This is a genomic window from Ruegeria sp. CDSB136, assembly GCF_059610965.1.
In genome coordinates this window covers 1-19,749 of the sequence record NZ_JBXWOP010000010.1, presented here as the reverse complement: position 1 = coordinate 19,749, position 19,749 = coordinate 1, and the positions used below count along the sequence as shown (strand labels likewise).

Sequence of the window (19,749 nt, the reverse complement as noted above, 5' to 3'; positions counted from 1 at the left end):
GTAGGGGCCCTCCTTGATTCTAGTTGCTTGTGGTGAACGCGTCGGTGAACCCCAGGTCCCGGACATCGCCAAGCAGGGCTTTGCGTTCCGACCGGGTCATGGCAGGGCCAACCAGGACGCGCCAAACCGTGTTTTCAGCGGTTTTCAGTTCCCGGACTTCGGCTGCCATTCCGTTCCGCCGGATTTTTTCTGCCGCACTGTTGGCGTTCTTTTCAACGCTGTACGTGCCGATCTGGATGTAGGGTTTGGTCAAGGACGAAACCTTTGCAGTGCCGGTTGTCGCGGCCACCGGAGTAGGTTTCGCCGCATCAATCGCTGCTTCTGCACCGGCAATCGGATCCAGAGGCGTCTGTGTTATTTCGTCAGGATCTTTCTTTTGCCACCATTTTCGTTTGGCGGGCTTTTCAGTGGGTGCCTGCACCGGAGCGTCGGACAGTCCGGGGGTCGAAGCCGCCTGAACCGCTGCATCCGCAGTGCTTTCGGTGGCTTCGGCGGCAACGTCAGACTCGGTTTCGGCTGTTGCGACAGCCGCGGCTGCTCCGGCAGTGGCGGCTGCGGCAGGGGCCTTCTTTTGCCACCACTTCCGTTTGGCCGGTTTTTCGGATTGCGTTTTCGCGGTTTCCGAAACTTCCTTGGCTTCTTCCGAAGCCTCGGTCGCGTCAGCGACAGCCTGATCTTCCGAGGCAGCCTCTGCCGGTGCCTCGTCCGTTTCCGCGGGCGCTTCTTCAACTGTTTCGCGCCGCAGCGCCACTACGTAGATGCTGGTAGGCGCGCCAGCCAGAAGGCCGAGTTTTTCAGCGGCCGCCGATGAAACCTGCAATGCCGGGCCCGGCAAATCGCGTTCGCGGCGAAACAGGGCGCCTGTCACTGACTTATTGTTGGATTTGTTCTTGATCACAACGCGTTCAGGTTGTGCAGCGTCTGGGTGTGCGACCCATATTCCACCCAGTGACGGACGACCATCCCAAAGACCCGCTTCGGTCACTTCAAAGACATCCGGGGCTTCGACATCGCGTTGCGAGCCGCTTGCAACCTGCGGTAGCAATTCGATTTTCCCATCGTTATCCGATGCGCTTGTGTCCCCATCCGGCGAAGCGCCGGAACTCAACAACGCCTCGTCACAGCCGGACAGTAACCCCAGAGTCACAGCCAGAACCGCAAATCCCAGCGGTTTTGCGCGTGTCCCAATCGCTCGATTCATCGCGTATTCCCTTGCCTGAAGGGGCTTGGTTCGCCGTGCCCCGACGCCGATCTGCCAGTTCTGTTTTGCTGGCATTATTTGGTCTTTCCAGCAGATCATAACCCGCGCGTGATGCCATGGAAAGACCACTGCTTGGGCTTCGGCAAGATTTCCCTCTTTTGACTTGCCACCGTTTCAACTTGGCCTTAGACCCTGCTTTCGACGGGGAGGTGGCAGAGTGGTCGAATGCGGCGGTCTTGAAAACCGTTGGGCGTGAGAGCGTCCCCAGGGTTCGAATCCCTGTCTCCCCGCCACCGACCCCTATCTCTACAGCCCACAGCAAGGTTGGGTGGTATTTGCCCGACATTGCGCGGGTTTGCGACTGTGCGGTCCCCCATGAGACGCACCGTGAGGGCTGATCCTGGCCGATTTCCAAGCGCAGTCTCTGTTGCCCAGTTTTGGCGGTGGGGTTTTTGGCGATTTCCCTGATAGCAGGCAATTTACAGGGAAATTTCCAGGTTCGAGGCCATTTTCGGGAACTTCGGCGCCAAATAAGGTCAGTACTTCAGGGCCTTAGGGCGCATTTCCCTGCTCGAATTAACAGGGAAATCTTTAGGCCGAACAGTGAATTTTTCCAAAGGAACAGGGAACTCTGCACAACGAACAGGGAAGGCTTTCAGGCGGCAAAGCCGAAGCGTTTCTCCTGGCTGGACCAGTCGAGGGGCAGTCTGGTCCGAACCAGCGTTTCGAGGGTCAACTCCAGCGGTTGGGTGCCGGCGACAATCGCTTCCTTGATCCGCGGCGAAAGCGTGGCCAGCGGTGTTATCCGCGCAACGTAGCTCTCGGAAAAGCCTTCTCGACTGGCAATGGTTCTGAGCGCTACACCGTCTTTCAACATCGCGGCCCAGCGATGGGCGTTATGAAGGGCGCGGATGAGAACCGGATCTGGCGTCGGCTGTCTCTCGCCGGCGACGATCTTAATTTCGACGCCGCGCCGACGGCACGTAAACGGCGTCTCCAGATCAAGCAGTGCGGGAGCGATGTTCGTGGGCGCCAGGTCGAGCAAATGGGCCAGTGCGCTTTCGTCGAACCGGATGCGCAAGCTTCCAGCGCGCACCTCGCCCGATGCGATACTCACCGATATGATGGCTACTCCGCTCTCGCGAATGGATGCCGCAAGGTTCTGAGCTTTGCGGACCGCACCGAGGGATTTGTCCGCGCCTATGTCCCGCAGAATGGCGTGCCTGCCGGCCAGTTCCTCAAGATGGTCGGCGATAGCCGTGGCGACGGCCTGCTCGAATGTTGGCGCTGGCAGGCGCCATCCTGAGGAATCAATCGTGCCAGTCACGAGACGGTTGGAGACGTAATATCGAAGCCGCCGTCCATGACGTTTGGTGTGCGTCGGCGTGAGCGGATCACCTGTCTCGTCCCTGAACTTGCCGAGCAACGGCGCGGAGACGCTGGCGCTGGTCTTTGATCCGGTGAGCTTGCCCACTCCACGCCGGCGCGCGCTGGCGGATTGCAGCTTGTCCTCTACCCGATCCCAAAGGTCATCGCTGATGATAGCAGTATGAGAGCCTGGCCAGACCTTGTCCTTGTGCCGGATGAGGCCGCGATAAACCGGATTGGTCAGGATCCTATAGATCTGCCCGCGGCTGAACACAGCACCGCCCTGTTGGCGGCCGCTGGCGAAGACCCGTTGCTTCGACCGGAGGCCGGCCTTTCGCGCGGCCTCAACCGTCGCATTCAGGCAGCCATGCCCGAGGTAGAACGCGAACAGCCGGCGCACCGTCTCGGCCTCGGTCGCGTTGACGACGAGTTCGCGCCGGTTGGAGTCGGGATGCGGGTCATAGCCAAGCGGGGCCAGCCCGCCCATCCAGAGCCCTTTCTTCTTGGAGGCTGCGATCTTGTCCCGGATCCGTTCGGCGGTAACCTCGCGCTCGAACTGGGCGAAAGACAGCAACACATTGAGCGTCAGGCGGCCCATGGATGAGGACGTGTTGAAAGCTTGCGTGACCGAGACAAAGGAGCAGCTGGCGGCCTCGAGCCGGTCCACCAGTTTGGCAAAGTCTGCAAGCGAGCGCGTCAGCCGATCGATTTTGTAGACAACAACCATGTCGATCCGGCCGCTATCGATATCGGCAAGCAGGCGCTGCAATGCCGGACGTTCCAGGGTGCCGCCCGAGAGGCCGCCATCGTCATAGCGGGTGGACAACATCTTCCAGCCCTCATGGCGCTGACTCGCAATGTAGGCCGCGCAGGCCTCATGCTTGGCATCGAGCGAGTTGAAGCCCTGATCGAGACCCTCGTCGGATGATTTCCGCGTATAGATTGCGCAGCGGATCATCGGCTTGGTCATGACTTGGCCTTGCCGTTCAGACCGAAGAACCGCGGCCCGGACCAATGCGCCCCCGTAATCTCCCGTGCGATTGCAGACAGCGAACGCCAAGTCTCGCCCTTCCAGACAAAACCGCCATCGGTGACATCGACGACATGAGTCACACCGTTCCATTCACGCAGCAGGCGTCCGCCTGGCTTGAGGGCTGGAGAAGGTGTTTTCAGCTGGATCTGTCTGGCTGGTCGCATGAGCGCCGTGACCACGCGCTTGGGAAGGCCGCCGGACTGCTGCACCTGGACCTCGTAGGCGAGGAAGCGCCGCAGGAACGTACGGCTTATCCCCTTTGGCGCGGGTGATCCGAATGTCTCTGACCAAGCCGCCAGAAGCGCGGCCCGGTCCATGGTCTCGATATCGCGCGCCGGTATCATTCAACGGCCTCGGGCGTCGCAGTTATGCGGTAGGTCGAGCTTCCGCCTTTGTCGTCGCCGGCTGGCCGACGCTCGATCTTGTAGCCTTCCTTGCGCAGGCCACTAAGAGCCGCACGGGTAGAATGTGGCTGCCACCCTGTCATCTTGCAGATAGCCTCAAGACAGGCGCCCTGCGGGCGGGTGAGCATCGAACGTACTTTGTCGGTCTTGGTTTGTTTGGCTTTTGCCATTCTCTTTCTCCTCGGTAGACAGGGCCGGCAATGTGCCGGCCCCCGGTACCGAGCAGAACCCGGAGGGCAATCCGGGCTTGAGGACACTGACGCTCACTTCCAGTGCAATGTCCAGTCACCTGTTCATGTCGAAGTAGTCAGGTGCGGTGTGGTCTGTCGGATACTCGTACTCTTCCGCTAGTGCTTCGAGCAAAGGGGTTGGCATCGGGATTGGATATGCCACCATCTTGCCTTGCCTCGGCGCTTCCTCGGGAGGTCGCGTCTGACCCGTTTCTTTCATAAGCCGGAAAAGAGTAGACATAGCCCGCTGATCGCCCTTCATGGCACGGGCCAGCAGGCTCTGGATCATGACCTCTCCTTTGGTCATTTTCCGCACACGATCACCCTCCCGGACTTCGACTTTTTCGTTGAGCGCGTTCTCAAGTTGAGAGGCGAGGCTGACTGATCCTTTCGGACGACCCTTCGGATTGCCCGACTCCCCCTTTTTGAACTGCTTCGACTTCGGCGGCTTGCAGAAACCGACTTCGTAGTCAGCATCCGGCTTTTTGGTGTTCTTGCTCATACCTTTTCCTCCGCAAGCCGCTTATCCCTGACAGCTTTGAATGCCTCGCCGGACGCCGTCAGAGTGGCCGTCTCACCTGTTTCCTGTTCAAAGCGCTGGATCGCGACGTCGACGTAATGTGGGTCGATCTCGATCCCGGCGCCGCATCGACCAGCGCGCTCGGCGGCCAGGAAAACTGTGCCCGATCCGGCGAAGGGATCGAGGATGAGATCTCCGGTCCTTGAGCAATCCATGATGGCATCAGCTACCATGGCGACCGGCTTCACTGTCGGATGCGCCTCCAGATCCGCCATGCGCCCTTTGCCGAAGCTGTTGACGCCAGGATAGGACCAGACATTGGTGCGATAGCGCCCGTGTCGGCCGAGCTCGACATTGTTGACGTGCGCGCCTTTGCCGGCTTTGAACACGGCCACCAGTTCGTGCTGCGATCGGTAGAGCGACCCCATGCCTCCGTTGTCTTTCACCCAGACGCAAAGGTTCTTGAACTCGTCATAGGGACCACGACATGCGGTCAGGAGTTCGTGAAGGTGCCGCCAATCCATGCAGAGAAAATGCATGGATCCATCGGCAGAATGTTCGATCAACCTCTCAGCAACGGTCTTCAGGAACGCGGTGAACGCCTCGTCCGACATCTCGCCAGAGGCCATCACGAATTCCCGATGGCGGACTTTGCCGGAACCGCAGACGTGACCATCGATCGGGACGTTGTAGGGCGGATCGGTGAAGACCATCGCGGCCCGCTCGTCCCCGAGAAGTTGTCGATAGCTAGCTGGTTCGAGGGCATCACCGCAGAACAATCGATGCCGGCCAAGCAGCCATAGGTCACCTTCGCGGGTCACAGCCGGCGCATCTTCCGAAACTGAAGGGATATTCTCGTCCTGAGGATCGGACTCAACTTTGTCCCAGCTGTTCTGCAAGATCAGGTTCACCTCGGGGATCTCGAAGCCCGTCATCTCGAGCTCAAAGCCGTCGTCGATCAATTCGAGCATCTGCTCCTGCAGGATCTCGATGTCCCAGCCCGCGTTGAGGGCCAGTTTGTTGTCGGCAATGAGAAGCGCCTTTTTCTGTGCCTCGGTCAGACCTGCCAGGTAAATGCAGGGCACTTCGCTGACCTCGATTGACTTGGCCGCTTCTAGTCGTCCGTGTCCGGCGATGATTTCGTTCGCCTCGTCGATCAGTATTGGGTTTGTGAACCCGTACTCCCTAATGCTGGCCGCGATCTGCCGGACTTGTTTTGCAGAGTGAGTGCGTGGGTTACGCGGGTTTGGCCGAATCTCGTCGATGGCCAAATTGGTGATTGTAAGGTTCCGCATGGCGGCCTCCTGTCTGTGGAGCCGCCCAAACAAAAAAGGCGCGGCTCCGTGTGAACGGAAAACCACGCCGTGCCCTGCAAAGCGTTTCGGTCCTATCGCTGCCGCCCAACCCCATGGGCAAGCGACCAACGGCGATGCGGCGTCAACCGGCCCACGGCAAGGCGACGTCATGCATCTTTGACGGAGAAACGAATACGAGCTTATGGCCACGAACGCAATACAATCGGTAGGCTCAAATCCACGACAGGCAGGAAGTCTGCGCTGCCGTCTTCATCGGCGGCCCGTAACTAGCCGTTGCGAAGAAGCTGATCGGTTTGAGATTGGGTCAAGAGTTTCGTGGTGCGTCTCCTTTCGTTTGCGGTTTCCTAAAGACGCGGAAACGGACAGACGGGCGGAGAGACGGACGATCACGCCAGACGAAGGACTGTATTGCTACGGCAAGACACCCATGCAAACCTTCCGGGAAACGCTGCATATCGCCGTGGAGAAGACCATCCGGACACCGGATCTGCCGGACAACCCCGAACCCGCGCTCAGCGCCGCTCAGTAATCGTCCGTCAGATCAAGTGTGGAGTTTTACACTTGACGAGCGATCCCCTATGCAATGTCCACTTCGTCTTCAGTGAACCACCCATTTGCCAAGACGTGAGATTTGACTGCACCGGGGTTGCTCGAATACGCGACCAAAGCGAGGCTTTCTTCCGCTCGGCTGCACGTCACATAAAGCAGCCTTCTGGTCCTATCGATGGAAGTGTCTTTGCCCTCACGGATATTCTTTAAGTCGTTCGCCGATAAATCCTTGTCTCCAAGCAACTTGCCGTAGCCGAACATGAAACCGCGAGCTTCTGAGTCGTCCATGATTACCATGACCCGGGAGAACTCTAGCCCCTTAACACCTTGATTGTCTCCACCGAAGTTCCTCACCTATTCTTGGCGAAATATTTGTACCCTTCCACAACCCTTGACTAAGGTTTGCTCACCACTAGACACGATCAGGCTAGGTTTGCTCCGCCGCGTGAAATATCACAGCGATCCGATCCAAGATCTGCGTGTTTGCGTTTCGTGACGCGTGCTCCGCTGCGTCGAGCAACTCTTCCATTCGGGTGCGAACCTCTGAGAGCGTCTTCGAGGGTTGCTGCGCAAAGAAACCATAAATCGCATCAATCCCCAGATAATCCGGGATCTCTCTTTCCTTTTCGCTGCGTTGGCTGACATCCTTCTTGGCTTCAATCCAATAGGGATCGAGCTCCTGGGCCCAGGTCTCCGCCAGCTTTTCTAAAGACGGCAGCGTCAGATGCCCGAACCTGTTGTAGCCTTGGTTTTTCGAGGGGCCTGATGAGAGAAACCTATCCAAAGACTCCAAGAGTGAAACCGTGCGCTCGGGACGAATATCCCAGTGTGCCAGACCTTCCAAAGTCGGCTGGAGGCCTTCGATCACAGAACTGAGCTCGGCTTCTGTCGGTCGGTTCTGGTGTTTTCCGGCCTTAACGGTTTCGCCATAGGCCTCGCGCAGCAGCCGCGTCACTTCCGGCTGATCCCGGATGATTTCTTGTCGATCGCCTGTCTCGCGGACGGCCAACAGCCGTGGTGGCAAATAGGATGCCTCGACCAGCGATGGTGACCGCCCACCAAGGGCAATGATGGTCATCGGTGTCTTGCCAGCGAGAAGACACAGCTCAGCGCCCCAAAGACTCTGAGGCTTGATGCGCTCCATGGACCTCAGCAGATCTTCTGGCAACTTGCGCCGCATACCTTCAACCAGATCGTAGAGGTTGTTGCGGCGAAGCGGCCGCTGTTTCTTGTGCTGCTCCAGGATCAGGTCTGTCAGATCGCCGGCAGAGAATTCCAAATACTCGTCAGCAAGATCTGACGCACCGACCCCCGAAAGCAGAGCGATAGACTCGATGCGATCACCGCCTTTTTTGTCAGACGACAGGACGAGCCCGGGAAGATCGAAGGTGGTGTAGGTGATCTTGGAATGTGGGCTGTCGATACGGTCGATCCGCCCCAGTCCCTGAAGCATGCTCTTGATGTCCGAGGTCACGCCGACGATGCCTAGGGCACGTGCGCGTTGGAGGTTGATGCCTTCCGCCATTTGAAAGGTCATGAACATGGCTCGGCGGTGGTCGTCGGACGCCTTCTTGCCGTCGAGAGCCAGGTATTCTTGGGCTTCTGCACCATTTCGAGCAACGGTAATGCTGGTACCAGGTCCCAGTTTGTGATTGGCAGCCACAAGGATCACATCGGGTTTTGGGCCCTTCCGGGAAGACAGAAGGCGTGCATAGACCTCCAGAACGCCAATTCGCTCAGACAGGAAAATCACTTGCCGATGCTGGTTGAGCATCTCTGCCATATATTCGGCGCGCTGCTCATCGATTGCATCAAGTTCCGGGCTTTGCAGCAACTCACCAATGCGGTCACAAATCGGCGTCGTCGTTCGTTTGTCGAGAGGAAGCTCGCCGCTCTTCGGTGTGATAGTGATTGTTTCGGTCTTCCCACCACGGCTTTCCCGTTCTGAGCGTCTAAGGCTCTCGCCAATCGACGTGCGGCCGCGCGCATCTGTATCTAAGGCCCGCCTACGTTCCCAATCTTCCCTTGCGAAGGTGATTGACGACCTCAAGATCGCCAGAAAATTCCGAATGTGGATTCGCGCCTTGTCATGGAAGCGGACTTCTGTGTGGCCCGCTCGTTTCGGGTCGGCAGATACAAGAGTTGTGCCCGTCGAGATGCTCTCAGCCAGTTTTCTGATTTCGTCTAAGATGGCAGATTGCTTGGGCGTGAGTTCGGCGTCGATCCTGATGCTTTCGATCTCAGGGTACGCATAGATACCTGGTCCACGTTTCTTAGATTCTCCGACGCAGTGGCGCTGACGTCTAATGACATATGGCGCCAGTGCGTCTGCCATGTCGGCCTGGATTTCGCGCGGATCGAGCTGCTTGCCCGCAAGACGTTCTTCGGCTTCCTTAATTGGTTGCGCGAGGTCTGCCTCAGACAGGAACATGTCTTCCATGCCAGACCGCTGACGATCCTCGAAGTTCTGCTTGAGAGCGCGGAGTGTGTTCAACTCGGATGCTCTCTCGCGTCCTCGCTTGAGGTTGTCGTTGATCCTCGCTGTGATTTCGGGGGGCACATAGATCGACGCACGCCGTTCATGAAAGGCGAGCAATCCGTCCAAGCCCTGGTTTCCCATCAGTGTCGCTGACAGGCAAGACGTCCAGATCGCAGGGCTTTGCTCGAAGACGAGGGAACGTCTCGACGGGGCGAGATAGCGGGAGTTCAATCGATGGCTCTCGTCCACAATCATAGACGCTGATGACCGGGCGCCTCGATTGATCTCAGCCAGCTCTTCGGCTTGATCGCCTTTCTTTTGGGATAATTGGCTATGCTTAATGAGATCAAGATTGGAGGGCTTGATCTTGGTCCAATTGCTGAGAACGCTTGCCGGAATGATGCCGAGCGCACCATTGCGCGTTTGATCGGGTCGTTCGTTACCGTGTCGATGCACAACACTGGAATGCATCGTTGGCAAAACTGTCGCCAAGTGCTTGCCGATGTCTGTCTTACCTGCACCTGTCGGAGCTTCCACAAATGCAAACCCGTGCTCGTAGGCTGTACCTGCGGCCTCGTAGACGAGATCTGTCTGGAACGGCAGCGGCGAACGCCCAGCGGCGCCGTCACCGCCGACACGCCAGGGCGAAAAGGATGTCATTTCGTGAACTGTTCGGGCGAGGGCTTCTTCGGCGCTTACAGGCCTCAGAAGTGCCCTAAGGATCTCGAGTGCTTGTTCAGTCCAGTCGGTACCAAGCGTCCAGAAGTCTTCGGCAGCTGCGCGACGCGTTGTGGCAAGATTAGGGAAAGCTTGAAGATCGTCGACGTACTCGAGGTTGCGTCTTAGCCCGCCAACCGAAAAGTTGGCGCTGCCTGCGAGCGCTCCTGTGTCACTGATAAAGAGCTTCGCGTGAAGCATAGCATAGGTGCGACCGAACCGTTCTCGAGCTAAGTCACTATCGAAGATACGAAGCGAGATAGCTCCGGATGCAATCGCATCGTAAGCCAGGACCGCCCGCAGCTCGTCGAGGGAACGAAGCGAAAGCCCGCGCGTTTCGAGGAAATAGTCACGGGCCTCTTCCGAGAGCCCGCGTCCGCTTCCGTCGAGGCGGCCTTGGTTGTCGGTATTCGTGCCGAATATGATCCGAATCGTTCCAGGGGGGTCGGATACAACGCTTGGCCGAACCCGAAGTATGATCGACATCGCGGACAGAAAGTCCTGGTATCCGGTCACGACGAGAGCGTTCGATCCATTCAGAGTGCGCTCAACAAGTTTTTGGACCGATTGCTCACCGTTTGTCGCCCAAACCAGCTCATTCTGGGTAACGGTTTCGGACGGGGGTGTTGGCTCAACATCAACAGCCACAGCCTCTTGCTCGCGTTCCTTGGAACCACGAAACAAAAACCGTGATATGAAACTGTCTGCTCGCTCGCGCGCCATTCCGGTCACCTCAAGAGCAGTTTAGCGGTTCAAATGATTCCTCCAACCCATTGAATTCGGAACAATTCATATCAGGCTGGAAAAACTGTTGAGCCGGAACGTCTTTCCTTCGGGTCAGTCGCTCCGGCTCAGATGCGAGGTAATTCTCGCAAGTCTGGCCAAGTGGATAATCTTGGCTTGGTGGGTCCCGCGCGGGATCGCCGCCATCCCCACCGCCGCACTTGATCCGCCCCACCGTGCGGCGTCTCCTGCGCTCCCCGCGCTTCAATGGGTCCGGGTCCCCTTATGCAGTTCAGCCGAAATTGACAGAACTGCCTGGATCAGGAGGCCAAGGCCTCCGTCTCTGTGATCTTTTCGAACTCAGGCAGAAACTCGGAATGGTACATCTCGAGATACCGCGTGACGCGTGCATTGGTGATAAGCTTGGAGACGTAGCCACGCGCGAGAACCAGATCGAGGTGATCACTGCCATAGGTGTCCTCGACCAGGCGTAACTCTCGCTCCAGGTTCGCGGACTCGCGCTCCATCATTTCAAGCTGCTGACGTGAGATCCCCTTTACCGCCTTGGGCTTCTCGGGGTCTTTTAGTTGGCTCGCCGGCGTCGCCGCCAAAAGTGAGCGGGCATAGTTCACGGTGTACTTGTTCATCGTCACCATCAGCTCCGCGGCTTCGATCTGGCGCATCGGCTTCATCTTCTTCAGGATTTGGAACCCAGTCAGCGCGACTTGTTTGTCCTTAAGGAGCTCAGCTGCCTCCGGGCAGATCCCATCCAGAAGTCGCTTTTTGTCCTGCAAGGATTTGACGTTCACATTGAGCGCCCGGGCCAGCCTCTCTTCGGGCACTCCGCGTTCGAGCGCCTTCAGGATCATCTTGTGTTCCTGAATGGTGGCAAGGCGGCTGATGCGTTTGTTGTAGGTGAAGGCCTCGTCGTCCGTCGAAATCTGACACGGCGCATCCTTTTCGCCGAGGTCGCTCAGTATTGCGAGGCGCACGTGCCCATCGAGCAGCATGTATTTCTCGGGATCGGATTGGTCGCGGACCACGACGAGGGGTTCGACAAGTCCGACTTCCTTGATGGAAGCGACGACCTGGCGGTATTTCACCGTCTCCTTGGTTTCTTTCCGTACCGCATAGAGCGGGCAGATTTGCTTAAGCGGCAGTTGAATGAGCTCTTTTTCAAACGCCATGTTGATCGATTTGGAGCGTCCGGATCGTGTCATCAGATGTCTCCTGTTCGAGCGGCCAGGCGGTCGGAGAGGTTCTTGGGGATCGTCGCCAACCCTTCGGCCCTGAGAAGCGTGACAAAGTTTTCGTCATTCAGGAGTTTGCGCATGGCTTCTGTGATGAACATCAGCTCGTTGCGGGTCGCGGTCGCCTTACGCAGAAGAACTTGTTTCTTCTCGACGTCGTTTTGGTAGGTCCGGATCAAGCTATCTACGGACAGCGTTCGTCTCTTCGTCCGATCCGCGGTTGGTTGTCCTTTCCCGTATTGTTGACGTGCCTCGACCAGGCGTTTTGCAGCCATCAGCCGGCCGCCGCGCAGCTGGTTGTTCTCATAAGCCTGCCGCAGAACGACCTGCACTTCGGTATCTTTTGCTTCAGCGATATCGACGGCAACGCTGACCGGAAGCTTTCCGCTCTCAACGGCTCTGAGCAGCCTATGCTCGCCGCTCTCGAGGAGCCGAAGGACGCCGCGGACATACTTGAGAGAAAGCTGGGTTTTTCGTGCGATTTCTGGGCCAGAGTAGCCGCGTTCCTTCAACCCTTTGATATCGCGCAGAAGGTCGAGGGCCCGATGCTGACGGCGCGCCAGGTTCTCCACCAGGCTCATCACCAGGCAGTCTTCGCTGCTCGCGTCTATTACGATCGCAGGGATTTCCGTTTGGCCGAGCTCCTCGAAGGCCTCGAGGCGTCCTTGGCCACAAACGAGATCATATCGCAGACCATCTTCGCCGTTTCGTGCTGCGACGGTGATTGGCCGCTTCAGACCGAGCTCAGAAATGTTGTCGACGATCTCGCGAAATGCCTTTCGATTCCTCACGCGCGGGTTCACCACGGTGATGCGATCCATCGGGATCAATTCGGCTGCTTGGGGTTGCAGGTCTGGCATCAGGCCACCTCCGGTACTGGGACATGGACCGCCATGTCGAACAAGGGTTCGAGCGTCTCAAAGCGATACGCATCGAGCGACAAACCGTTGTGCTCGGCCAGGCGGATGCGGGGAAGGGTCATGTCGAGGCTTGGGAGCAGGTAGTAATCGAGTGGACGCTGGTTCGGCTGATCCATGCGCACAGCGATGGTGATGTCAGGCTTGAGGCTCATGTCGAAGCGGATGTTCCACCGGAGAGACCCCGCATTGGTTTCGCTGCAGCGGACGATGACGAGAGACGCGGTGAATTCGCCGTTGATGGTGAGCAGGTCTGTTCGGGGATGCCGCTCCACTTTGCCGCCCGAAGCCTCGATGCCGGCAATCGTCTCGGCGACAATGTCCGGATGGAGCTCGCGCAAGCGTCGATTGATCTCGATGTATCTGTAGTCCCGATCCGGCTTAAACCCGACGAGTTGGTAGGCGCGTAGCAGGCTGCCAAACCGTGATCGGTACGCGCTGCTCGATGGCAACGCTTCGGCTTCATCGATAACGAGACCAGACAGAAAACCCTCGGCCTCGAACACCTCCTTCAGACCCTCGAGCATTTCATCGTCAGTGAGTTTGCTCGATCGCGCGTTGATGATGGCGTTTGCGGCGGCAAAGAGATCAGGATCGACGATCCCCTCGAAAGCGCCTTCGGCTCGAACCCAGATCTCGGGATCGTTTTGGACACGCCGCTTCTTCAGTTTGAAGGAACTCCGGTTCCAGACATTGTTGCCGATGTATTTCTCGTTGATCAGGATTTGATGCACGGTCCCGCGTGTCCAGGCGCGGTCGAGGTCTGTTAGAATGCCGAGGGCATTCAGAGCCTCGGCAATTTCGGTTTCGGATTTGCGATCTTCGACGAAGGTGTGGAAGATCTCTTGGACGACAGCGATCTCTTCCGCGGGTCCCGGTACAAGGGTGACGCGATCCGTCTGAATGCTCTTGTGCTCGCCACGCTCCAGGATGCCTTTCGCGCCCCCATGCTCGTCGATCAGCATGCGCCGCAGGCCGAAGCCGGGCGGACCGCCTTGGCGATAGCCGAGTTCGATCAGGCGACATTGACCGGTGAACACCTTTTGCGAGAGTTCCCGGCTGTATTCTCCCGCCATGGCGCGCTTGACGCCTTTGACAATCGTGGAGACCGGGCTGCCATCATTCTCGAATTGCTCGGCGCAGTAGATGACGGAAATGCCGGCGCGTTTACAAATGTATTCATAATAGGCGCTCTCGTCCGCATCCTGGAACCGGCCCCAACGGCTGATGTCGTACACCAGCACGGCCTCGTAGTCTGCGCGACCGGATTGAATATCGTCGATGAGCTGCTTGAGCCCGTCACGACCCTGGATCCTTAAACCGCTCTTGCCCTCATCCGAATAGGTACGGACAATCTCGATACCGCGTTGCTCCGCATAATGTGCGATCGCGTCCGACTGGTTTTCGGTCGAATAGCGTTGGTGCTCTGTCGACATGCGGACGTATTGCGCGGCGCGCCGAGGCGGCGCTCCCTTTGGAGCCATTGCGCTCTGGTCATGTCCGTCCCTCCAGCTCAAGTGCCGAGCCCTTCATTTTTCGCCTTTGCCAAATCGGTAGGAATGCCTGTGATTCCATAGGGCCGAAGCATAGACGCGGAGGTTCGGAAAAATGTTTCCTAAGATGGGCAAGACTTTTCCAGATGACGACGAATGGAAGGTCGATCGATTAAAATACCAAGTGGCAATTGCGGCCGCGTTAAAGCGGGAGCTGGGCGGATCTCATCGGGCGATCAAGATCGTGATGCGCTGGACGGGGGTCTCGGAGCGAACGGCCAAGAACTGGCTTGCGGGCTCCCACGGTCCGGCTGGAGAACACCTGGTCGAGCTCATGCGGAATTCGAACGAGGTTTTGGCAGCCGTGCTCTCGCTGGCCGGGCGAGGTGAGTTGAGGATGGGGGCGGGACTTCACGAAACCCGCCAGACCCTTCTTCAGTTGCTCCAGGTCTTAGACGGCCTTCTCGGAACTTCCGAGGCAGGGGTTGGTGAAAACGAGTAGGCGGCGTTTCGCGCCAAGTGCGCGGCTCTCCTGAGTAGAGCGACGTTCAATTCGAACTCGCTTCACTCGATCAAAACCGAGAAAATTCAGAAAGTTAGGAAACCTCCCGGAGTTCCCCGGGTGTTCCCGTCTGCCGCCATTTTAGTAGAGATGGGGTAATCGGGTTGCGAGTCGCCCGGCTGATGACCGTTGGGATAAAGTCCTTCAGGCTTTGGCGGATCTTTTGATCTACCAGTTTGAAACCGGAAGGAGGAATGACAATGCACTATTATGTTGGTCTGGATGTCTCGTTGAAGGAGACGTCGATTTGCGTAGTGGACGAGTCCCGTCGCGTTGTGAAGGAGGGTACGCCTTGCGAGGCTACCGAGTGTTGGTCTTGGATCTCGATCCGCAGGCAAGTCTGACCACCTTTTTCGGCTTTCGGCCCGAGCTCGAGTTCGCCGAAGGCGGCACAATCTATGATGCCCTGAGATATGAAGAACAAGTTCCGCTCTCATTCACCCAGAAACATTCGAGAAAGCCAAGGATGCAGTAGGAGCTCAGAAAGCGTCATGCGCGATTTTCATCATGCTAGAACTTGGAAAACGCATCAGGGACTTTGGAGCGTATTTTCACAGTATCACCTTGGGCCAACGTCAAGACCAATTTGATCCAGTGGCTTTGATCAAGCGTCTGTCTAAAACTGCTATGCAATCCGCCTAGTGTCCACCGCGGTGGACGTCTGATCGGCAAATGGTCCAATGACGCGCGGTCTCTCCACGCGCATCAACGCCACGAAGCCAAAATCCACTAACGCGATACTGCGCGGTCATTCCGTGTTCCTCCAACCGGCCAATGTCCACCGCGGTGGACAGATCAGGCACCAAGTCTCACAACTCACATGCGCGACAGCCGCTCTTCGTCATCCACCACTTCCAAACAACCTTTATTGTCAGCCCAGGCCCACAGGACGATGTTGAAGTCCGATGACGACGCACCCTTCGCAAAACTCTTGATCAGGAGCCCCGCAAACCGATCTGCTATGAGAGCGCGTGCTAACTCCTGTGTCGGCACCAATTGGCCATCGAGCATCTTCATGCGCCATGCAGGGTCGCCAAGCATCGCCTCGACAGCGCCATACCGGTCAAGTCCGTCCTGATCGCGGGTATCGAAAATAGGCCCAAGGTCGGCCTTGTAGGACACGAGGATAGTGGGTTGCAGGCTGCCGACCTGGTTGGCTTCTCTAAGAGCGGTCGCGGGATCCAGCGAGGTGTAGAGCGCAGGGGTGCCCTTGGCGTTAAAGCGCCCTCCATACAGTTCAGCGCCTCGTCCGGACAGAGGTTCACGCGCATAGACCGGGTTCAGGGCGCGATAGAGTGGCCCTGTGTAGCGCCCATCTTTCAGCGGCATCAGGCAAAGACGCCCGCATCGACCGCATCGATGTATTCCAGAACTTGCTGAGCTTTGCCTTCCTGCACCAGCTGCATGGCTGTCCGGCCATCAAAGCCGGGCAGGGGCTCTGACCGGTACCATGCATAGGCCATCAGTTCCGAGCCGAAGCGCGGTTCGACTTTGTTCAGCACCTCTACCAATTCGCGCAGACGGCGCTGCGTCTTGTCCGAACCGATGCGGGCTCGCCTCTGCAACGCGTCTTTGCCCAAGCCGACGGTCAATGCGATCTCTTCTGCTGATGTGCGTAGCACCGCGGCGATCTTGCGCGGTTCGAATTGCCCAGCTTCAGCAAAGTTCGTGATGTGCATGATATAGGCTCCTACAGTGATACTGACGTTATATAGCGGCAATATTGCTGAAAATCAAGCTGTCAGGAGGTACTGTGCCCTCGTTTCCCATGCTAATCCGTAACGCTTTATAGCTCTGAGCGTCGGAAATCCTAATTTTTGGGCTTGAGAAGTCGCCGTAGGCGCGTTTTTTGCCGATCGAGAACGTCAGATAAGTTATTGAAAATATGCCAAAGACTGCGGCAGTCGGACCGGGTTTGCCGATATGGCTTGCCGATCTTGGACCAGAACCGGCACTTATTGCATGCAGTCACTGGGGTCCGCAGTGGTGTCGGGCCATTGACAGTTACCTCAGACTAGTTGGCTGGTGGAAAGTAAAAGCGGACTTCGGGTTTTGTGACTGACGGATGAGGGCTTTGGGGTCCCTCAGATGGGTCCGGGCCGGATTCCGGTCTGCCATTCCGGATGAAGGGCATTCCCATGCAAACAGGTGTCTTCCGCGGGTGGCGCGGGACGGATCTGTAGACCCTGACCTTTCAGGTGCCGGCAGGCCCGTCTCGCTGACCACCTACATCGACATGGTCGAAGAGCTCGGCGCGAGGATCCTCAACGATCCGCGGTCCCGTCAGTCAATCTGATCACCAATTCTCTCACCAACACTCGAAAGGAGGCCAGCCATGGCCCGATCCCGCACGCCCAAATTCGATGCCTCCGAGGTAATCACAAACGAAATCATCCGCATCATCGAGCGCGGCGTCCTGCCCTGGCGCAAGCCTTGGACCGCTGGCGGCAGCTCTCGTCCCCCGCGCGTGGGCGGTGAACCCTACCAGGGCGTGAACAACTTCCTGCTGACGATGCGAACGGTGATGGCGGGCCACAGCTCGCCATTCTGGATGACGTTGCCGCAGGCCAATGCCTTGGACGCAAAGGTTCGCAAGGGCGAGAAGTCGTCTGTCGTCGTCTACTACGGACAAAGCCGGACGAACGCCGCCGATGAGGATAGTCGCAGCGATGGGGATGATAGCTCAGAGGAAGCCCGCATCTTCCGCTTCCAGAAATCCTACCGCGTGTTCAATGCCTGCCAGATCGAGGGCCTGCCCGACAGTTTCTTCCCAGATCCGGAGCCGGCACCCGAACATCCACCGGCCGAGCCCATCCCACACATGCAGACGTTTTTCGACGCCATCGACATCACGACCGTCTTCACGGGGACGGAAGCGTACTATTTGCCCCCCGTGGACAAGGTCTACATGCCGTCTATCACGCGGTTCCAGGACCCGCGCAATTTCTACGGGGTCTGGGCCCATGAGCTGGCCCATGCCACCAAGGCGCGCCATCGGCTGAACCGCGACTACGGCCTCTCACGCTTCGGCAACACGGCCTATGCACGCGAAGAGATCGTCGCCGAGCTGACCTCGGTGTTCCTTGGCCAGACGCTCGGCTTTACGGCACATACGCTCGAGATGAACGCAGCGTATCTCTACAATTGGCTGCGCGTTCTGCGCTCGGACAAGGGCGCCATCTTCAAGCACGCCGCTGACGCGCAGCGCGCCTGCGACTACCTGATCGCACGGTCGGAGGCGGGCAGGGCAGGGGAGGTCGACCAGGCCGCTTGAGGGGATGTGTGTCGGCAAAGGGAAAGCAGGCTTTGAGAAGGGTGTTTCAAACTTCTCAAAGGACAGACCCATGGGGCTACAAGGATATGGAGGAGAGCGCTGGCCCGAAGGAGTCGCGCGCGCCACTGAGCCTGTTGGCCCTACTGTCCGAGCTGAAAGACGAAGGCAGCTACGCCCATGCATGGCGTCAGCGCTGCCAGGACTGGGCGTCGATCCCGGACTACGAGGAAGGCGACAAGATCAAGCTTGCAAAACCGGTGACGCTCACCGATGGCAGCACCTGCCAGATTGTCACCGCGACCCACTACAGGCCCGGGCGGCAAAAACGCCGCTGCTACCGCATCGAGGAAACCGGCGGGCTCGTGCGCCTGTCGAAAGCGACGCTTGCCGGCTCGGAGCTGCTCCGCTCCGCGAAGAGTGAAGCCAGTCCGGTGCTGGCGGAGTATCTCGCGGGGCGAAACTAGGTCCTGCGCCGAACCGTTGATCGACCTGCCCGGCGACAGCAGATCCTGCGGCTTATCTTGACAAGGCAATGCAAATGCATTACCTATCGCAGAAAGCAAGGACCCCATTCTTTCAGGAGACTGCCATGACAGTGCTCGCACAAGATGTCTCGAAACTCACGGACCGGTATCAGACGACCGTTCCGGCGGGTGTGCGCAAGCAGCTCAAGCTGGGCAAGGGCGACCAGATTCGCTACTGCACCGAGCCGAGTGGCAGGGTCTATATCGAGCCCGTGCGCGCCGAAGAGGATGATCCCGCGCTCGGCGCCTTTCTCGATTTTGTCGAGGCCGATATCAAGGCGCATCCGGACCGCATTCGGGCGTTCGATGGGGCTTTGCACGACCGTCTTGTAGCACTGGTCGGAGACGTTGACGTCGATCTGGATGCGCCGCTATCGCTCGAGGATGAATGAACGGCGATAGCGTGCCCGCCCACGCGCCCCTCGTCGTAAATGGATGGTCGATTTATGCGCATCCGCTCTTTCTGGACCAGCTCGAAGGGCTGACCCTGGAGGTCGAGGCGCGCAAGGCTCGCGATCCCAAGACCTGGCACAAGAAAAATTCCACGAAACGGCTGGCCGCCATCTTCAAGCTGGTGACCGAGGTCATACCGGCGGATCCGGGTGCCGCGGCGTTCCGGCAAGGCAGTACACTCGGCGATCACCGCAAGCACTGGTTCCGGGCGAAATTCTACCAGCAGTATCGGTTGTTCTACCGCTTCAACAGCGATGCCAAGGTCATCGTGCTGGCCTGGGTGAACGATGACAAGACCCTGCGCGCCTACGGCAGCAAGACGGATGCCTATGCGACGTTCAAAGGGATGCTGGAAGATGGCAACCCACCTGACAATTTCGACGCGCTCTTGAAAGAAGCTGCGGCGGCGGACAAGCGGTTCGAGACGTCCCTTGAAGCGGCGCCTGATCGGTAAGTGGGGTCGAATGCCGGAGGGGGGCAGGTCACCTACACTAAGGCTGTCCATAAGGGGGTGGTTCTTCGTTACAATCTCCCGTCACCTTTGAGCCGAGTGAAATGGGCGACATTGGTGTGCCAGATGGCTGGTACGATGAAATTCTCAGAAGTCCCACCATATCCGTACACCTGCCGTTCGCTTCAACAGGAGCGAACTGGTAAGATGCGGATGGGGTGGATGGCGTCTGCAGCCAACCGTCGCGCTTTGCGGCAAACTGCAGAAGACATCTTCTGCAAGGAA

General features: G+C 58.1%; 17 protein-coding genes, 1 tRNA gene and 2 pseudogenes. 7 read left to right on the top strand and 13 right to left on the bottom strand.

What is annotated here, in order from left to right; all coding sequences use genetic code 11:
- Positions 1-19 precede the first annotated feature (19 nt).
- On the bottom strand, positions 20-1,201 hold the full coding sequence (locus AC2FIR_RS12045) for an SPOR domain-containing protein (RefSeq protein ID WP_496746160.1): 1,182 nt from the start codon (positions 1,199-1,201) through the stop codon (positions 20-22).
- 203 nt (positions 1,202-1,404) lie between these two features.
- On the opposite strand from AC2FIR_RS12045, the gene AC2FIR_RS12040 reads away from it, so the two are divergent.
- A tRNA-Ser gene (locus AC2FIR_RS12040) sits at positions 1,405-1,494 on the top strand.
- Positions 1,495-1,856: 362 nt separating this feature from the next.
- Here the strand turns inward: AC2FIR_RS12040 and AC2FIR_RS12035 are convergent.
- The 10 genes from AC2FIR_RS12035 to AC2FIR_RS11990 all read right to left on the bottom strand — a co-directional run bounded on the left by AC2FIR_RS12035 (position 1,857) and on the right by AC2FIR_RS11990 (position 14,191).
- Positions 1,857-3,539 carry a recombinase family protein gene (locus AC2FIR_RS12035; RefSeq protein WP_496762432.1) on the bottom strand — a complete coding sequence of 561 codons (1,683 nt, stop codon included), beginning with the start codon at positions 3,537-3,539 and terminating at the stop codon, positions 1,857-1,859.
- Positions 3,536-3,946, bottom strand: a complete 411-nt coding sequence (locus tag AC2FIR_RS12030; protein WP_496762429.1) for a DUF2924 domain-containing protein — start codon at positions 3,944-3,946, stop codon at positions 3,536-3,538. Before AC2FIR_RS12030 ends, AC2FIR_RS12035 begins: the two co-directional genes overlap by 4 nt.
- On the bottom strand, positions 3,943-4,176 hold the full coding sequence (locus AC2FIR_RS12025; RefSeq protein WP_496762427.1) for a DUF3489 domain-containing protein: 234 nt from the start codon (positions 4,174-4,176) through the stop codon (positions 3,943-3,945). Before AC2FIR_RS12025 ends, AC2FIR_RS12030 begins: the two co-directional genes overlap by 4 nt.
- A 115-nt stretch (positions 4,177-4,291) precedes the next feature.
- The gene (locus tag AC2FIR_RS12020) at positions 4,292-4,738 is read right to left on the bottom strand and encodes a DUF5681 domain-containing protein (RefSeq protein WP_496762425.1); all 447 of its coding nucleotides are present in this window, start codon (positions 4,736-4,738) and stop codon (positions 4,292-4,294) included.
- Positions 4,735-6,051 (bottom strand): site-specific DNA-methyltransferase, encoded by a 1,317-nt coding sequence (locus tag AC2FIR_RS12015; RefSeq protein WP_496762423.1) that lies wholly within the window; start codon positions 6,049-6,051, stop codon positions 4,735-4,737. The genes AC2FIR_RS12020 and AC2FIR_RS12015 overlap by 4 nt, the downstream gene beginning before the upstream one ends.
- 597 nt (positions 6,052-6,648) lie before the next feature.
- Positions 6,649-6,909, bottom strand: coding sequence for a hypothetical protein (locus tag AC2FIR_RS12010; protein ID WP_496762421.1), 261 nt, complete (start codon positions 6,907-6,909; stop codon positions 6,649-6,651).
- A gap of 139 nt (positions 6,910-7,048) precedes the next feature.
- Complete coding sequence (locus AC2FIR_RS12005) at positions 7,049-10,540, bottom strand: phospholipase D family protein (protein ID WP_496762418.1); 3,492 nt, start codon at positions 10,538-10,540, stop codon at positions 7,049-7,051.
- Positions 10,541-10,860: 320 nt separating this feature from the next.
- Positions 10,861-11,760: a plasmid partitioning protein RepB C-terminal domain-containing protein gene (locus AC2FIR_RS12000; RefSeq protein ID WP_496762416.1), complete on the bottom strand. Its 900-nt coding sequence runs from the start codon at positions 11,758-11,760 to the stop codon at positions 10,861-10,863.
- Positions 11,760-12,650: a plasmid partitioning protein RepB C-terminal domain-containing protein gene (locus AC2FIR_RS11995; protein ID WP_496762414.1), complete on the bottom strand. Its 891-nt coding sequence runs from the start codon at positions 12,648-12,650 to the stop codon at positions 11,760-11,762. The genes AC2FIR_RS12000 and AC2FIR_RS11995 overlap by 1 nt, the downstream gene beginning before the upstream one ends.
- The gene (locus AC2FIR_RS11990; protein ID WP_496762411.1) at positions 12,650-14,191 is read right to left on the bottom strand and encodes a recombinase family protein; all 1,542 of its coding nucleotides are present in this window, start codon (positions 14,189-14,191) and stop codon (positions 12,650-12,652) included. The genes AC2FIR_RS11995 and AC2FIR_RS11990 overlap by 1 nt, the downstream gene beginning before the upstream one ends.
- Before the next feature lie 124 nt (positions 14,192-14,315).
- On the opposite strand from AC2FIR_RS11990, the gene AC2FIR_RS11985 reads away from it, so the two are divergent.
- On the top strand, positions 14,316-14,702 hold the full coding sequence (locus AC2FIR_RS11985; RefSeq protein ID WP_281972362.1) for an XRE family transcriptional regulator: 387 nt from the start codon (positions 14,316-14,318) through the stop codon (positions 14,700-14,702).
- A gap of 346 nt (positions 14,703-15,048) precedes the next feature.
- A pseudogene (locus AC2FIR_RS11980) lies at positions 15,049-15,198 on the top strand (nucleotide-binding protein); the annotation flags it as partial.
- Between the two features lie 380 nt (positions 15,199-15,578).
- Here the strand turns inward: AC2FIR_RS11980 and AC2FIR_RS11975 are convergent.
- Positions 15,579-16,091, bottom strand: a complete 513-nt coding sequence (locus AC2FIR_RS11975; RefSeq protein ID WP_496747836.1) for an RES family NAD+ phosphorylase — start codon at positions 16,089-16,091, stop codon at positions 15,579-15,581.
- Positions 16,091-16,441, bottom strand: coding sequence for an MbcA/ParS/Xre antitoxin family protein (locus AC2FIR_RS11970; RefSeq protein ID WP_027264271.1), 351 nt, complete (start codon positions 16,439-16,441; stop codon positions 16,091-16,093). Before AC2FIR_RS11970 ends, AC2FIR_RS11975 begins: the two co-directional genes overlap by 1 nt.
- Before the next feature lie 656 nt (positions 16,442-17,097).
- Between AC2FIR_RS11970 and AC2FIR_RS11965 the strand changes: the two genes are divergently transcribed.
- The 4 genes and pseudogenes from AC2FIR_RS11965 (at position 17,098) to AC2FIR_RS11950 (ending at position 19,467) form a co-directional block, all read left to right on the top strand.
- Entirely contained in the window at positions 17,098-18,036 is a 939-nt protein-coding gene (locus AC2FIR_RS11965) for an ArdC family protein (protein ID WP_496762406.1), read from the top strand.
- Between the two features lie 68 nt (positions 18,037-18,104).
- Positions 18,105-18,500: pseudogene (locus AC2FIR_RS11960) on the top strand (DUF6927 domain-containing protein); the annotation flags it as partial.
- Between the two features lie 125 nt (positions 18,501-18,625).
- Positions 18,626-18,952: a type II toxin-antitoxin system PrlF family antitoxin gene (locus AC2FIR_RS11955; protein WP_496747838.1), complete on the top strand. Its 327-nt coding sequence runs from the start codon at positions 18,626-18,628 to the stop codon at positions 18,950-18,952.
- On the top strand, positions 18,949-19,467 hold the full coding sequence (locus AC2FIR_RS11950; RefSeq protein ID WP_496747839.1) for a type II toxin-antitoxin system YhaV family toxin: 519 nt from the start codon (positions 18,949-18,951) through the stop codon (positions 19,465-19,467). Before AC2FIR_RS11955 ends, AC2FIR_RS11950 begins: the two co-directional genes overlap by 4 nt.
- Positions 19,468-19,749: the final 282 nt, after the last annotated feature.

Coding starts and splice junctions, on each gene's coding strand:
- AC2FIR_RS12045 (WP_496746160.1), bottom strand. CDS start 1,201: ATGAATCGAGCGATTGGGACACGCGCAAAACCGCTGGGATTTGCGGTT.
- AC2FIR_RS12035 (WP_496762432.1), bottom strand. CDS start 3,539: ATGACCAAGCCGATGATCCGCTGCGCAATCTATACGCGGAAATCATCC.
- AC2FIR_RS12030 (WP_496762429.1), bottom strand. CDS start 3,946: ATGATACCGGCGCGCGATATCGAGACCATGGACCGGGCCGCGCTTCTG.
- AC2FIR_RS12025 (WP_496762427.1), bottom strand. CDS start 4,176: ATGGCAAAAGCCAAACAAACCAAGACCGACAAAGTACGTTCGATGCTC.
- AC2FIR_RS12020 (WP_496762425.1), bottom strand. CDS start 4,738: ATGAGCAAGAACACCAAAAAGCCGGATGCTGACTACGAAGTCGGTTTC.
- AC2FIR_RS12015 (WP_496762423.1), bottom strand. CDS start 6,051: ATGCGGAACCTTACAATCACCAATTTGGCCATCGACGAGATTCGGCCA.
- AC2FIR_RS12010 (WP_496762421.1), bottom strand. CDS start 6,909: ATGGACGACTCAGAAGCTCGCGGTTTCATGTTCGGCTACGGCAAGTTG.
- AC2FIR_RS12005 (WP_496762418.1), bottom strand. CDS start 10,540: ATGGCGCGCGAGCGAGCAGACAGTTTCATATCACGGTTTTTGTTTCGT.
- AC2FIR_RS12000 (WP_496762416.1), bottom strand. CDS start 11,760: ATGACACGATCCGGACGCTCCAAATCGATCAACATGGCGTTTGAAAAA.
- AC2FIR_RS11995 (WP_496762414.1), bottom strand. CDS start 12,650: ATGCCAGACCTGCAACCCCAAGCAGCCGAATTGATCCCGATGGATCGC.
- AC2FIR_RS11990 (WP_496762411.1), bottom strand. CDS start 14,191: ATGGCTCCAAAGGGAGCGCCGCCTCGGCGCGCCGCGCAATACGTCCGC.
- AC2FIR_RS11985 (WP_281972362.1), top strand. CDS start 14,316: ATGTTTCCTAAGATGGGCAAGACTTTTCCAGATGACGACGAATGGAAG.
- AC2FIR_RS11975 (WP_496747836.1), bottom strand. CDS start 16,091: ATGCCGCTGAAAGATGGGCGCTACACAGGGCCACTCTATCGCGCCCTG.
- AC2FIR_RS11970 (WP_027264271.1), bottom strand. CDS start 16,441: ATGCACATCACGAACTTTGCTGAAGCTGGGCAATTCGAACCGCGCAAG.
- AC2FIR_RS11965 (WP_496762406.1), top strand. CDS start 17,098: ATGGCCCGATCCCGCACGCCCAAATTCGATGCCTCCGAGGTAATCACA.
- AC2FIR_RS11955 (WP_496747838.1), top strand. CDS start 18,626: ATGACAGTGCTCGCACAAGATGTCTCGAAACTCACGGACCGGTATCAG.
- AC2FIR_RS11950 (WP_496747839.1), top strand. CDS start 18,949: ATGAACGGCGATAGCGTGCCCGCCCACGCGCCCCTCGTCGTAAATGGA.